13 protein-coding genes are annotated in these 13,603 nt (G+C 73.8%); 9 read left to right on the top strand and 4 right to left on the bottom strand.

Annotated elements, in window-relative coordinates; genetic code table 11:
• Positions 1–99 precede the first annotated feature (99 nt).
• From TR50_RS35865 to TR50_RS35875, 3 genes are all read left to right on the top strand, one after another.
• A complete protein-coding gene (locus TR50_RS35865; RefSeq protein WP_042432185.1) occupies positions 100–639 on the top strand; it encodes a Rieske (2Fe-2S) protein in 540 nt (179 codons plus the stop codon).
• Positions 640–795: 156 nt separating this feature from the next.
• Complete coding sequence (locus TR50_RS35870) at positions 796–1,425, top strand: TetR/AcrR family transcriptional regulator (RefSeq protein ID WP_152648825.1); 630 nt, start codon at positions 796–798, stop codon at positions 1,423–1,425.
• Positions 1,426–1,537: 112 nt separating this feature from the next.
• Positions 1,538–2,206, top strand: a complete 669-nt coding sequence (locus TR50_RS35875; RefSeq protein WP_152648826.1) for a hypothetical protein — start codon at positions 1,538–1,540, stop codon at positions 2,204–2,206.
• A gap of 166 nt (positions 2,207–2,372) precedes the next feature.
• Here the strand turns inward: TR50_RS35875 and TR50_RS35880 are convergent, their stop codons facing one another.
• The 4 genes from TR50_RS35880 to TR50_RS35895 form a co-directional block, all read right to left on the bottom strand.
• Positions 2,373–2,834 carry a hypothetical protein gene (locus TR50_RS35880; protein ID WP_042432195.1) on the bottom strand — a complete coding sequence of 154 codons (462 nt, stop codon included), beginning with the start codon at positions 2,832–2,834 and terminating at the stop codon, positions 2,373–2,375.
• 48 nt (positions 2,835–2,882) lie between these two features.
• Positions 2,883–3,791 (bottom strand): helix-turn-helix domain-containing protein, encoded by a 909-nt coding sequence (locus TR50_RS35885; protein WP_042432197.1) that lies wholly within the window; start codon positions 3,789–3,791, stop codon positions 2,883–2,885.
• A gap of 118 nt (positions 3,792–3,909) precedes the next feature.
• Positions 3,910–4,101: a hypothetical protein gene (locus TR50_RS35890; RefSeq protein ID WP_042432200.1), complete on the bottom strand. Its 192-nt coding sequence runs from the start codon at positions 4,099–4,101 to the stop codon at positions 3,910–3,912.
• Positions 4,102–4,234: 133 nt separating this feature from the next.
• Positions 4,235–6,043 carry a glycoside hydrolase family 15 protein gene (locus TR50_RS35895; RefSeq protein WP_042432203.1) on the bottom strand — a complete coding sequence of 603 codons (1,809 nt, stop codon included), beginning with the start codon at positions 6,041–6,043 and terminating at the stop codon, positions 4,235–4,237.
• 144 nt (positions 6,044–6,187) lie between these two features.
• Between TR50_RS35895 and TR50_RS35900 the strand changes: the two genes are divergently transcribed.
• The 6 genes from TR50_RS35900 (at position 6,188) to TR50_RS35925 (ending at position 13,582) form a co-directional block, all read left to right on the top strand.
• Entirely contained in the window at positions 6,188–7,003 is an 816-nt protein-coding gene (locus tag TR50_RS35900) for an SAM-dependent methyltransferase (RefSeq protein ID WP_042432205.1), read from the top strand.
• Positions 7,000–9,165, top strand: a complete 2,166-nt coding sequence (locus tag TR50_RS35905; protein WP_236654733.1) for a putative bifunctional diguanylate cyclase/phosphodiesterase — start codon at positions 7,000–7,002, stop codon at positions 9,163–9,165. The genes TR50_RS35900 and TR50_RS35905 overlap by 4 nt, the downstream gene beginning before the upstream one ends.
• A 299-nt stretch (positions 9,166–9,464) precedes the next feature.
• Complete coding sequence (locus tag TR50_RS35910; protein WP_042432208.1) at positions 9,465–10,313, top strand: glycosyltransferase family 2 protein; 849 nt, start codon at positions 9,465–9,467, stop codon at positions 10,311–10,313.
• 77 nt (positions 10,314–10,390) lie between these two features.
• Positions 10,391–11,719 (top strand): glycosyltransferase family 2 protein, encoded by a 1,329-nt coding sequence (locus tag TR50_RS35915; protein ID WP_063775211.1) that lies wholly within the window; start codon positions 10,391–10,393, stop codon positions 11,717–11,719.
• On the top strand, positions 11,697–12,785 hold the full coding sequence (locus TR50_RS35920) for a glycosyltransferase family 2 protein (protein ID WP_201776921.1): 1,089 nt from the start codon (positions 11,697–11,699) through the stop codon (positions 12,783–12,785). The genes TR50_RS35915 and TR50_RS35920 overlap by 23 nt, the downstream gene beginning before the upstream one ends.
• The gene (locus TR50_RS35925; protein ID WP_236654734.1) at positions 12,782–13,582 is read left to right on the top strand and encodes a polysaccharide deacetylase family protein; all 801 of its coding nucleotides are present in this window, start codon (positions 12,782–12,784) and stop codon (positions 13,580–13,582) included. The genes TR50_RS35920 and TR50_RS35925 overlap by 4 nt, the downstream gene beginning before the upstream one ends.
• The last annotated feature ends 21 nt before the right edge of the window (positions 13,583–13,603 follow it).

Below are 13,603 nucleotides of genomic sequence, written 5' to 3' on the forward strand. Positions count from 1 at the left end.
AAAAATCCTCGTCCGAGAAAATCCGCGTGGTGGTTGAACCGGGTCGGCGGCGGGTGCGTAAAACTCTCCCAACGGCCCCTCACACCACGGGAGTAACACATGACGACCACCCCCGAGCGTACGAACGAGGACGAACCGGGCACCACCCAGCCGACCTCCCACGCCACCACGCGCCGCACGGTCCTCGCGGGCGCGGGTGTGGTCGGCGCGGCCGCGGTCCTCGCGGCGTGCTCCAGCGCGGGCGGCGGCAGCACCTCCGCCGCGCCGCCCTCCCAGGCGAGCGGGGACGGCGCGCAGAGCAGCGCACCGGGCGGTGCGCCGAGCGGCGCACCGGCGCAGGGAGGCGGCGGGGGCACGGTCCTCGGCCCGACCTCGGACGTGCCGGTCGGTGGCGGCAAGGTGTACGCCGCGGAGAAGGTCGTCGTCACGCAGCCTTCGGCCGGGACCTTCAAGTGCTTCACCGCGGTCTGCACGCACATGGGCTGCACGGTGAACAGCGTCTCCGGCGGGACCATCAACTGCCCCTGCCACGGCAGCCAGTTCCACATCGCCGACGGCTCGGTCGCGGGCGGCCCGGCGCCGAGTCCGCTCGCGTCCGAGAAGATCAGCGTCAACGGCGGCCAGATCTCGCTGACCTGACCTTCGGATGAGAACGTGGTTCTACTTCCGGGGGACGCCCGCGCGTCCCCCGGACCCCCGCGCGGCGTGCCTCGGCCGGGTTGTCGGCCTCCGCGCCGGAGAACCGGCTGACGAGGCGTCATACACGTGCAACGGGGTTCCCGGTACGATGGCGGCGTGTCCAAGGTAGACCTGTCACCGAGGCCCGTCGAGACCATGTCTCCCCGCCAGCTGGAACGCCGGAAGCACCTGATCGACGCAGCCCTGACGCTGGTCTCCGAGACCGGAGTGGAGCGGCTGCAGATGAAGCAGGTCAGTGAACGCTCCGGGGTTGCCCTCGGGACCACGTACCGCTACTTCTCCTCGAAGGACCATCTCCTGGCCGCGGCGGCGTCCGACTGGCGCGCCAAGCTGATGGACGATCTCACCGCGGAGCTGCGCGGCTCCGTCCCGCCCGCCCGCGGCAGCGACCGCGTCGTCCGCTTCGTCCGCCGCGGCATGCGCGCGTTCCAGCGGCAGCCGAACCTCGCCCGGCTCCTGGTCACCGTCACGGTGTCCACGGATCCCTTCGCCAGCGAGGTCGTCGACGCGATGGCGGCGACGGGCCGCGCCTCCCTGCTCGCCCTCATGCCGGACGTCCCGCCCGCGGCGCGGGAGGTGGTCCCCCACCTCATCGACGCGGCGTGGCAGGGCGAGCTCGTCGCCTGGGTGACCGGCCGCAGCACGCTGTCGGACGCCTTCGCCCGCCTCGAGGAGGTCATCCGCCTCGTCCTCGCGCCCTACAGCGCGGGCTCGATGGCCGTCTGAACAGCGACGATCCCAGCCCTGCGGCGACGAAAACACCCATGCCTCGCCGAGCTTCATCTGCGAGACTGCCGGTCCGGCGCGCGCTGCCACTGCCGACCACAGGACTCGGGGGATGCCTATGGGCACGTTCCAACGCACCAACCTCTTCTACGGCGTCGACCATGAGCAGGTGTACGCCGCATGGGAGGAGTTCTGGCGGCGGGAAGGGCACAGCCTGGAGGCCCTGCGCGACGACGACGCCCGCCGGCACTACTTCGGCGACTACTACACCCTCCACGAGCAGAGCGACGGCTGGACCGTGCTGAACTGGACGAACGGCTGGGAGTGGGACCTGCGCAGGCGGGCCCAGCTGCACGTCTCACGGGTGCTCGACTGCCCCGGGCTGCTGGTCTTCATCTACGACGACGACTTCTGGGGCTGCGAGCTGTTCAACCACGGCTCCGTGGTCGACCAGTTCCAGCAGCAGACCGACAACATCGGCTCTTTCTTCGGCGATCTTCCCTGCAAGGGGCGCCCCGACCTGCTTCTCGCCCAGTTTCCGGCGCTGAACCTGGACATGGAGCACGCTCGGGGTTATCTGACCCACTACAGCATCGACGACCCCGCCTACGAGGACGTCGACTGGGAGGACGAGCACGACCCTCGCAACAGCCCCGTCCGCCCGGGCGACGGCTGCGGCCGCCTTGACGGAGGCGCCTTCTGGGCCTTCAAGAACTTCCTCGGCGCCGGAGGCGGCCCGGCCTGGCGCAGGTTCACCACGGAACCCACGGCATCCGCCTGAAGGCCGGGCGGGGTCAGTCCCTGTCGCCCGAACGGGCTCGGCACCACTTCCGCACGGACCGCCCGACCCTTGAGGGCGGGACCCCGACGCGCGTCGCGTTCTGGGGAGCGTCCGGTGACTGACGCTGCCCGCCCCCGGCCGCGTGGCGACCTGGAGGGGCGTCAGCTCAGGAGCGGGCCGCGACCTGGGCCGCGTAGACGCGTTCGGCGCGGCGCAGGGCGGTGCGCAGGAGGCCGGGGTCGGTCAGGAAGCCGCTGCCGTCGGGCGGGATGAGCCAGTGGTACGGGCCGTGGGAGACGTGGGGCACGGGGACCCGGAGGGGGTGGCCGCGGCCGGCGGTGGTGACGCCGCGGATGGGCGGGGACCAGCCGGCGGCCGTGCCCACCGGAACGAGCACGGAGACGAGGCGCTCCGCGACCGCGCAGAGCGCGGGGCCGGCGTCGCCGGCGAGGCGCAGGCGGTCGAGGGCCTCGAGGCCGAGTTCGAGTTCCGCGCGGACGACGTCCCAGACGACGCCCACGGCGAGTTCCGCGCTGCCGTCGGGGCGGCCGTTCCACTCCGCCAGGGTCGAGCCGGGAACGGGCGCCGCGCGCAGCAGCCAGCCGATCGCCCGCGAGCTGTCCGCCATGGCAGGAGGGTAGGGCTTGGCCCTTCGGCGGCGCACTCCGATTGCGCGTTATTGCGAATCTCGTCCCGGTTGAGGCGGTACTGACGCATCAATCATCTCGTCGTCCTGTCGGCTCTCTGCCGCGCGGACGTACTCCGACAGGACGGAGGAGACGATCGCGCGCGCCGCCGAGCCGTAGCGGGCCACCGCGACGTAGTGGTCGAACACCCGCCGGTACAGGGCGATCTCGCTCGCCTCGGAGACGTTCACCTCGGCCGTCCACGTCTCCACCTGGACCAGCCGGTCGTCGAAGATCCAGAACGAGTGCAGCGGCGCCAGCGGCAGCGCCGCCGTGTCCGGGATGACCCCGAGCCGCACGCCCGGCAGGGACGCCACCGCCAGCAGCCGGTCCAGCTGGCCGCGGTGCGCCTCCGGCGGGCAGAGCCGGGCGCGCAGCGCGGCCTCGGTCAGCACGAAGTGGAACTCGTGGCCCGCGTGGTAGAGGACGCGCTGACGCTCCATCCGGGCCTCCACCGCCTGCGGGACGTCGTCGGGCGTGCCCTGGAGGGCGACCAGCGCGGTGAACAGCGAGCGCGCGTAGGCGGCGGTCTGGAGCAGCCCGGGGACCATGCCGGGCTCGAAGACGCGCAGCACGGTCGTGGCCCGGTCCAGGTCCATGCCGACCCGTTGGCGCGGGGCGTGGCCGGCGCGCAGCGAGCGGCGCCAGGTGACGTAGTGGCTGTCCAGGGCCTGGAGACGGGCGGTGACTTCGGCGGCGGCGTCCGGTTGGCCGCAGGCGCGGCACCACGCGTCTAGGTCGGCGGCGGCCGGAGTCTGGCGGCCGTGCTCGATCCGGGAGACCTTGGACGGCGCCCAGCCGAGCCGTTCGGCCAGCTCCTTGCCGTTGAGACCGGCGTCCCGGCGCAGGCGGTGCAGCCAGGCGCCCAGCGCCTCGCGTTCGCGCTGAAAATCCGTCATGGCACCGCCCCTCCCGAACGCCCGCCCCCGAGCTCCTCCCGAACGCCGCCCGCTGCCGGACCCGGCCGACCGTCTCCCCCGGCCCGTCTCCACCCGACCCGCCTCAGCCCGGGCCGGCTCAGCCCAGGAAGGACAGCAACTCCCTCGGGATCTCGACGGCATCCTCCCCCGGCAGCAGATCCCGCAGCTGTTCGCGCGCGCACGGATCGGTGACCGCGTACCCCTGGACCACCAGGGTGCCCCGGTCGGTCGCGTAGAGGGTGGGGCAGTTGCCGTTGTTCGAGGTGGTCCCGAGGAAGGTGAGCCGCATGGTCAGGGGGATCCCTTGGCAGGTGCGTTCAGTGACAATTGCTAGCACTCCCATGACAGAGTGCGCAAGCAGAGTGACACACCGTAAGGTGTGCACCGCGCATACCCGGCGCGCGCCACCCGGAAAGCGCCCCTCACCCTCCGTTCAGCGGAGCGTCCAGCGCGAAGGCCGCGTTGACGAGCGCGACGTGTGTGAACGCCTGGGGCGCGTTGCCGAGCTGGCGACGCGCGAGCGGGTCCCACTGCTCGCTGAGCAGCCCCAGCTCGCCGCCCACGGCGACGGTGCGGCCGAACACCTCGGCGGCCTCCTCGAAGCGCCCGCCCAGGGCCAGCGCCTCGGCCAGCCAGAAGCTGCACGCGAGGAACGCGCCCTCGCCGCCGGGCAGGCCGTCGCCGGTCGTGGCGGGATCGTAGCGGCGGACGAAGCCGTCGAGGTCGAGCTCGTCGCGGATCGCGTCCACGGTCCGCGTCACGCGCGGGTCGTCGGCGGGGAGGAACCCGCACTGGGCGAGCAGCAGGGTGGCGGCGTCGAGGCCGTCGCCGCCGTACGCCTGGACGAAGACGCCGCGCCGCGCGTCGTAGCCGTGGGCGCAGACGTCGGCGTGGACGACGTCGCGCAGCGCCCGCCACTGCGCCAGCGGCGCGGGCAGCCCGGTGGCTTCGGCCATGCGGACGGCCCGGTCGGCCGCCACCCAGCACATGACCTTGGAGTGGGTGAAGTGCCGCTTGCCGCCGCGCATCTCCCACAGACCCTCGTCGGGCTCCCGCCAGCGCGCGGCGACGGTGGCCATCAGGGAGCGGAACAGGCTCCAGACCTGGCGCTCCATGGGAATCCCGGCGTCCAGCGCCCGGTGCAGCATGTCGGCGACCTCGCCCTGGATGTCGAGCTGCATCTGCCCGACCGCCGCATTGCCGAGCCGGACCGGCCGCGAGTCGTCGTAGCCGGGCAGCCAGTCGGCCACGGTCTCGGGCATCGCCCGCTCCCCGGCGACGCCGTACAGGGCCTGGAGTCCGGAGCGCTCCCCGGCGATGGCCCGCAGCAGCCAGCGCCGCCAGGACGCGGCCTCCTCACGGTAGCCGCCGCGCAGCAGCGCGGCGAGGGTCAGGCTGGCGTCGCGGAGCCAGCAGTAGCGGTAGTCCCAGTTGCGCACGCCGCCGACCCACTCCGGCAGGGAGGTGGTGGGAGCGGCGACGATACCGCCGGTCGGGGCGTAGCTGAGCGCCTTCAGCGTCAGCAGCGAGCGCAGCACGGGCGCGCGCCAGGGCCCCTGGTAGCGGCAGCGGCCCGACCAGCCCTCCCAGGCGTCGAGGGTCTGCCGCAGGCTGCGCTCGGGGTCGAAGCGGCGGGCGGCGGCCAGGTGCGAGGGCTGCCAGGTCAGCGTGAAGGCGACGCGTTCGCCGGCCGCGACCGTGAAGTCGGAGCGGGTGCAGCCCTCGGCGCCCTCGCCCGCGCCGTAGGTGTGGACGCCGGGCGGGACGGAGAGCCAGGCGGCGTCGGGCCCGGCGACGGCGACTCGGTGGTGGCCGGTGCGCCGCACCCACGGGACGACGCGACCGTAGTGGAACCGGACCCGCAGGCTGCCGCGCATGGCGACGGTGCCGTCCAGGCCCTCCACGAGGCGGACCAGGCGCGGCGGCTCGCCGTCGCGGTTCGGGGGCCGCTGCGGCATGAAGTCGAGCACCCGCGCCTCGCCCGTGGCCGTGCGCCAGCGGGTCTCCAGCACGAGGGTGTCGCCGAGGTAGCGGCGGCCGACCGGGCGGGCGCCGTCGCCGACGGGGGCGAGGGTCCAGTGGCCGTGGCGCTCCTCGCCGAGGAGCGCGGCGAAGCAGGAGGGCGAATCGAAACGGGGCAGGCAGAGCCAGTCGACGGAGCCGTCCGCGCCGACGAGGGCGGCCGTGCCCATGTCGCCGAGGAGGGCGTAGTCCTCGATCCGTCCCGCCATGACGATCCGTCCCGCCCTGAGTCGCCCGCCGGGGGTCGTTACCGGCCGAATTACCGCCGTTTTCGCGGCATTTGTCTTAATATGGTGCCTCACAGCCCCGGAACGTCGCTACCGTTGCCGCTCCCTACCGGGAAGGAGCGCACCGTGGCCGGTCACACCTGGCAGACCTGGTCGCCCAGCTGGGTCGATCTGGAGACTCCGAACGCCGCCCGCGTCTACGACTACTACCTCGGCGGCAGCCACAACTTCGAGGCCGACCGCCGGATGGCGCGCCAGGCCGTGGAGCAGTGGCCGGACCTTCCCAAGATCATGCGGGCCAACCGGGCGTTCCTGCGCCGTTCGGTGCAGTACCTGGCGGCCGAGGGGTTCACCCGCTTCCTGGACATCGGCTCCGGCATCCCGACCCTCGGCCCCGTGCACGAGGTGGCCCGGGAGCTCCAGCCGGACGCGCGGGTCGTCTACGTGGACCGCGATCCGGTCGCGGTGGCCCACAGCCAGCTGATGCTGGCCGAGGACCCGCTCAGCCGGGTGGTCCAGGCGGACGTGACCGAGCCGGAGGAGCTGCTGGCCCGTCCGGACGTCGCGGACCTGCTGGCGGCCGGGGAGCGGGTGGGCCTGCTGCTGATCGCGGTGCTGCACTTCGTCCCGGACACGTACCGGCCGCACGCGCTGGTGGCCCGGCTGCGCGACGCGCTGCCCCCCGGCAGCGCGCTGGTGCTCTGCCACGCCTGCCGCGAGGGCCGCCCGGACCAGGTCGGCCCGCACCAGGACATCTACGCCCGCACCCGCACGCCGCTGACCATGCGCGGCCACCAGGAGATCGGGCGCTTCTTCGACGGCTTCACGCTCGTCGATCCGGGCCTGGTCTACCTGACGCAGTGGCGTCCGGACACCCCGGAGGCGGTCGGGCCGCACCCGGAGCGGCTCCCGGGCCTGGTCGGGGTGGGGCTGCTGCCGTGAGCGCCGACCGGCCCCGCCCCGGGCCCGCACCGCCGCCCTCGGACGCCTCCGAAGCAAGGAGGGCCGCGGAGGCCGCGGAGGCGGTCTCCCCGCAGGCGTTCCAGGACCGCTGGACCGCGATGCTGCGCCGCCACGGAACCTCACTGCATCCGACCAAGGTGGCGGCGCTGGGCGCCCGGACCGCCGTGATGATCTGCGAGGGACGGCTCGGCGCGGCCGCGGCCGCCCTGGTCGGCGCGCACTTCACCGACCCGGACCTGCTGGTCGAGGCGGTCGAGCTGCTGCGCGGCGCCCCCTCCGGGGAGGCCGGCCGAGCGGACGGCTCCCCGGAGGGCGACCCGGCCGGCGCCTTCGCCGCCGCCTGGGCGATCGCGCTGCGCGAGCGGACCCTGCGCCAGCAGGAGACCATCCGCACCGCGGCCGACGTCGCCCGCCGCGAGGCCGAGCAGGCGCTGCACGCCTCCGAGGCGCGGTTCCGGGCCCTGTTCGAGCACGCGGCCGTCGGCATCGGCGTCGGGAGCGTCGAAGGCGAGATCCTCGCGGCCAACCGCTCGCTGCTGGAGATGTTCGGCGCCCGACTTGAGGACCTGCGCGGCCGCGCGGTCACCGACCTGGTGCACCCCGAGGACACCCCCGAGATCTGGCAGGCCTACGAGGACCTGATCGGCGGGAAACGGGAGAGCTTCCAGTGCGACAAGCCGTACTACCGCCAGGACGGCGAGGTGGTCTGGACGCACCTGACCGTCTCGCTGATCCGCGACGAGGACGGCACGCCGCGCTACCAGGTGGCCATGCTGGAGGACATCACCGACCGTTACCGTCTCCAGGAGCGGCTGGCCCACCAGGCCACGCACGATCCGCTGACCGGCCTGCCCAACCGTGCGGCGTTCTTCGAGCGCCTGGAGGAGCTGTTCGCGACGGCCTCGCCGGGCTCGCACTTCGGGCTGTGCTACATCGACCTCGACCGGTTCAAGATCGTCAACGACTCGCTGGGCCACGCCACGGGCGACCAACTGCTCGTCGAGGTCGCCGGACGCCTGGCCACGGCGCTCGGCCCGCTCGGCCACACGGTGGCCCGGCTCGGCGGCGACGAGTTCGTGGTGCTGCTGGAGCACTGCGACGGCGAGCACGACGCCGTCGCCGCGGCGCGCGCGGTGCTGGGCGCCCTGCGCGAACCGATCCTCATCGACGGCCACAAGCTGGCCGTCGGCGCGAGCGTCGGCGTGCTGGAGCGGCCCGTCGGCACGATCACCCCGGGCGCGGCGGTGCGCGCCGCCGACCTCACGCTCTACCGTGCCAAGGAGGCGGGCGGCGCCCGCTGGACCCTCTACGACGCCCGGACCAACGCGGAGGCCGTGAGCCGCTACACCGTCTCGGTGCGGTTGCCGATGGCCCTGGACCGCGGCGAGTTCTTCCTGGAGTACCAGCCGCTGTGCTCGCTCGCCGACGGCTCGCTGGCCGCCGTCGAGGCGCTGGTGCGCTGGCGGCATCCGCTGCTGGGCGTCCTGCGGCCGGACGAGTTCGTGCCGGCGGCCGAGGAGACCGGTCTGATCCTTCCGCTCGGCCGCTGGATCCTCAACCAGGCGTGCGCCCAGGCGGCGGACTGGCAGCGCCGCTACGGCGCGAAGGCGCCGCAGGTCAACGTCAACATCACGGCGCGTCAGGCGCGCAGCAAGGGCCTGGTCGCCGACATCGGCCGGATCCTCGCCGACACCGGCCTGGAGCCCGGCCTGCTCCAGCTGGAGATCACCGAGGGCACCGCGCTGGGGCCCCACGACGAGTCGCTGCGCAACCTCAACATCCTGGTGGACAAGGGCATCACACTGGCCGTGGACGACTTCGGCACGGGCTGGTCCAATCTGGCCTACCTGCGCGACCTCCCGTTGTCCGGGATCAAGCTGTCGAGTTCGTTCATCGGCGATCCGGCCACCGGGTCGGCGCCGGAATCGGATGTCGCCTGGCGCATCGTCGGCGGCCTCGCCGACCTGGCTCGCAGTCTGGGACTGACGTTGACGGCGGAGGGCGTGGAGACGCTGGAGACCGCCGAGCGGCTGCGCGCCCTGGGCTGCGCCTGGGGTCAGGGCTGGTACTTCGGCCGGCCGGTCATGCCGGAGCAGCTGGAGGAGCTGTTCCTGGCAAATCCTTACAAAAGCGACGAATAGCATAAAACCCAGTTAAATTGCCTTGACTTCCGGGCGTCGCTTTGACCATGATGTTCCCCTGGTGGTCGATGGCCCTGGTTCTCGAACCGGCTTCAACGACCGCCGACGTGGTGGTCGACGCTTCACGCGTCAGGATCGCCGGCGGCACGGGGGCGAGGCTCGGGGGCGGGCTTCGGAGTCAGGGCTGGGGCACTCCGCCGATGCGATCGTTTCCCGTCTGAGCGCGGGCCTGACGGCTCGCGCAGCGGTGGCGCACGCCCCGATGGCGCATGCCCTGCCGCCCTCCGGAGGAATCTCCGATGAGCACCGGCAAGCCCCTGACCCTGCCCCCCATCCCCCGCACCGTCGCCGACGGCGTCCCCGCACGCCGGGTCACCGACCGACCGCGGACCAGATCCACCGTCAGCCTGGTCATCCCCGCGTACAACGAGGCGCGCAACATCCCCTGGGTCTTCCAGGAGATCCCACGGTGCGTGGACGAGGTGCTGCTGGTGGACGGCGACTCCCACGACGCGACGGAGCGGATGGCGCGGCTGTGCCGTCCTGCCACCCGCATCCTGCGGCAGGACGCGCCGGGCAAGGGCAGCGCGCTGCGCACCGGCTTCCTCGCGGCCCGCTGCGACTACGTCGTGATGCTGGACGCGGACGGCAGCATGTGGCCCGGGGAGATCCCGCACTACATCCACTTCCTGGACAACGGCTACGACTTCGTCAAGGGCTCGCGCTACATCGCGGGCGGCGGCTCCCAGGACCTCACGCCGATCCGCTCGTTCGGCAACAAGGTGCTGGTCGCCGCCACCAACCTGCTCTACGACGCGGGGCTGACCGACCTCTGCTACGGATTCTGCGCGTTCCGGCGCAACTTCCTGGACGAACTCGACCTGCACGCGCCCGGGTTCGAGATCGAGACGGAGATGGTGGCGCACGCGCTGCGCTCGGGCCTGCGGGTCGCCGAGGTCCCGAGCCTGGAACTCCCCCGCCGCGCCGGCCGGTCGCACCTGCACGCGATCTCGGACGGCCGACGCGTGCTGCGTACCCTGCTCGCCGAACGTCCCCGCTCCACCGGGGGCGACCGAGGGCCGGTCGGCGCGGCGGCGGGAACGGGGTCGGCTCCCACGGGGGCGACTCCCACGGGGGCGGCCCGATGAGAGGCCACGGCCGGCGCTCCGCAGCAGCCTGTCCCTGCCTTGCCGCACGCGATCTGCGCTACACCCCCGTCAGGGTCGTGGAACTGGAGCTGGACCGGCCGCAGGAGCTGCGCGCGCCGGGCGGCCTCGGTCCGGTCGTCCCGAGCGGACGCGTGTCGGCGCTGGTGCGACTGCACGGACACCCGCTCGGGCTGGTCCAGGCCGACGGCGCACCCGGCGATCCGGCCGGGCTCCGCCGGGCGCTGGTCGCCGCCGCCCATCGTGAACTGCCCCTGCCCGAACAGCGACACCACCTCGACCTCGCGGCGCCGCTGCCCTGGCCCGATCCGACCGTCAGCGTCGTCGTGGCCACCCACAACCGGCCGCAGTCGCTGCGCCGCTGCCTGGACTCGCTGCTGCGCACCCGCTACCCGGGCCTGGAGGTGCTGGTCGTCGACAACGCGCCCGCCACCGACGAGGCCCGGCGCCTGGTGCTGACGGGCTATCCGCCCCAGGTGCGCTACCTGCGCGAGCCCGTGCCGGGCCTGGCCCGCGCGCACAACCGCGGTCTGGTGGCCGCCCACGGCGCCGTCGTGGCCTTCACCGACGACGACACCATGGTCGACCCGCGCTGGCCGAGCGCACTGGCCGAGGCCTTCGCAACGGACCGTTCGGTCGGCTGCGTCACCGGCCTGATCCTTCCGGCCGAGCTGGAGACACCCGCCCAGGCCGCGCTGGAGGCGCACGGCGGCTACGCCAAGGGCTTCGCCCTGCGCCGCTGGTCGATGCGCGAGCGGCCGCCCGGCGAGCCCCTCTTCCCGTTCGCCGGCGGCCGGTTCGGCTCCGGCGCGAACATGGCCTTCCGAGCCTCCCTGCTGCGCCGGCTCGGCGGCTTCGACCCGGCGACGGGCACCGGAACCCCGGCGCGCGGCGGCGACGACCTGCTCGCCTTCTTCCGGGTGCTGACCTCCGGCGCGTCCCTGGTCTACCAGCCCGACGCGATCGTCTGGCACCACCACCACCGCACCCCCGACGCCGTCCCCGCGCAGGCGTTCGGCTACGGCGTCGGCTTCGGCGCGTATCTGACGGCCGCGGTCCGACACCAACCCGGCGCACTGCCCGCCCTGTTGAAAGTCCTGCCGCGTGGCGTGGGCATGGCCCTGCGGGGCGCCGGCCGAGACGCCGCGCAGGGACCGCCGCTCGCCGGGGCCAGCCCCGCCGAGCTGGCCCGGCTCCAGCTGCGCGGGCTCGCCTACGGTCCGATCGGCTACCTGCGCAGCGCGCTCCAGGACAGGTACGGCGCGGGCCGCGCCCACGGCGGCAGCAGGAGCGAGGCCAGGGACAGGAGCGGAGCAGCGGCCCGATGTCGGGGCCACCTGACGAGGACGAAGGCGGTGAGACCCGGTGGACGCAGCCCATGGCACTGACCCCGGATCCGGGTCCCGCCTCTCGGTGGTCGTCTGCTGCTACACCACCGACCGCTGGGACGACATCCGCGCCGCGATCGCCTCCGTGGCGGCCCAACAGCCGCCCGTACGGGAGACCGTGATCGTGGTGGACCACTGCCCCGGCCTGGAGCGGCTGGCCCGGGAGCACCTGGCCGACGACGCGGACGGGTCGTGCGTACGGGTCGTGGCGAACGCGGAACGCCGCGGCCTGTCCGGCGCACGCAACACCGGGGCGGCCGAGGCCCGCGGGGACGTGGTGGCGTTCCTGGACGACGACGCCACCGCGGAGCCGGGCTGGGCGGCCGCGATCCTGGCCGGATACGCGGACGCGGCCGACGTGCTGGGCGTCGGCGGCGCCGTGCTGGCCCGCTGGGAGCGCGGCCGACCCGGCTGGTTCCCGCCCGAGTTCGACTGGGTGGTCGGCTGCTCCTACCGGGGCGGACCGGAAACCGCCGCGCCCGTGCGGAACTTCATCGGCGCGAACATGTCCTTCCGCCGCACGGCCCTGCGGTCGGCGGGAGGCTTCCGCATCGACCTGGGCCGGGTCGGCACCCGGCCGCTGGGCTGCGAGGAGACCGAGCTGTGCCTGCGGCTCACCACCTCCCGGCCCGACGCGACGCTACTGCACCAGCCGGACGCGGTCGTGCGCCACCACGTGCCGCCGCAACGCGGCACCTGGCGCTACTTCCTGACCCGCTGCTACGGCGAGGGCCTGTCGAAGGCCGCGGTCACCGCCCGCGCGGGCGCCACCCGCGCGCTCGCCAGCGAGCGCGCCTACCTGCGCCGGACCGTCCCGCGCGCCGTCACCTCGGCGTTGCGTCCCGGCCCGCAGTGGTCTCCGCGCCGTGCCCTGGCCCTGGTCGCGGGCGTCTCCGCGACGGTCCTCGGCTACGGCGCCGGGACGCTGCACCGGCAGACACTGCACCGGCTGACACCGCCCCAGACGCCGAAGTCCGCCGCCGAGAGCGCCCCGGCCCGGGCGCCGCGTGCCGCCGCGACCCCGGCGCTGCTGTCCCCGGGGCGGGAGCAGGGCGGTGGCGCATGACCGTGGTGCCGGTGCTGCTCTACCACTCCGTCAGCGACTCACCGCCGGAGTGGATCGCACCGTTCACCGTTCCCCCCGCCACGTTCGCCGAGCAGCTGGACCGGATCATCGACGCGGGCCTGACCGTCGTCTCGCTGCGCCGTCTGGTCTCGGCGATCCGCGGCGGCCGGGCGCTGCCGCCCCGGCCCGCCGTGCTGACCTTCGACGACGGCTTCGCCGACTTCTACTGGAGCGTCGCCCCGCAGCTCCAGTCCCGCGAGCTGCCCGCCACCCTGTTCGTCACCACGGGCGCGATCCACCCGCCCGGCGGCTCCCCGACCGGCAGCCTGCTGGGCCCCGCCGACATGCTGAACTGGCGGCAGGTCGCGGGCCTGGACGCGGTCGGGATCGAGATCGGCGGCCACTCGCGCACCCACCCCCAGATGGACACCCTCACCAGCCGCGCGCTGTGCGAGGAGGTGGACCTGTGCAAGCAGGAGCTGGAGGAGGCCCTCGGCCACTCCGTCAGCAGCTTCGCCTACCCGCACGGCTACTCCAGCCCGGCGGTGCGCCGCAAGGTGCTCCGCGCGGGCTGGGACAGCGCCTGCGGCGTCGCCAACGCCTTCAGCTCCACCTCCGACGACACGCTGCGCCTGGCCCGCCTCACCGTCCGCGCGGACACCTCCGCCGCGACCTTCCAAGCCTGGCTCGACGGCCGCGGCGCCCTCACCGCCCCCTTCCCCGACCGCTGGTCCACCGTCGGCTGGCGCGCCTACCGCCGCCTCCGCGCCCGCCTCGGCCTCTCCCTGCCGCGCTGAGCCGCACCCCGCCGTGCCGGC

The organism is Streptacidiphilus anmyonensis (assembly GCF_000787855.1).
GTDB lineage: Bacteria > Actinomycetota > Actinomycetes > Streptomycetales > Streptomycetaceae > Streptacidiphilus > Streptacidiphilus anmyonensis.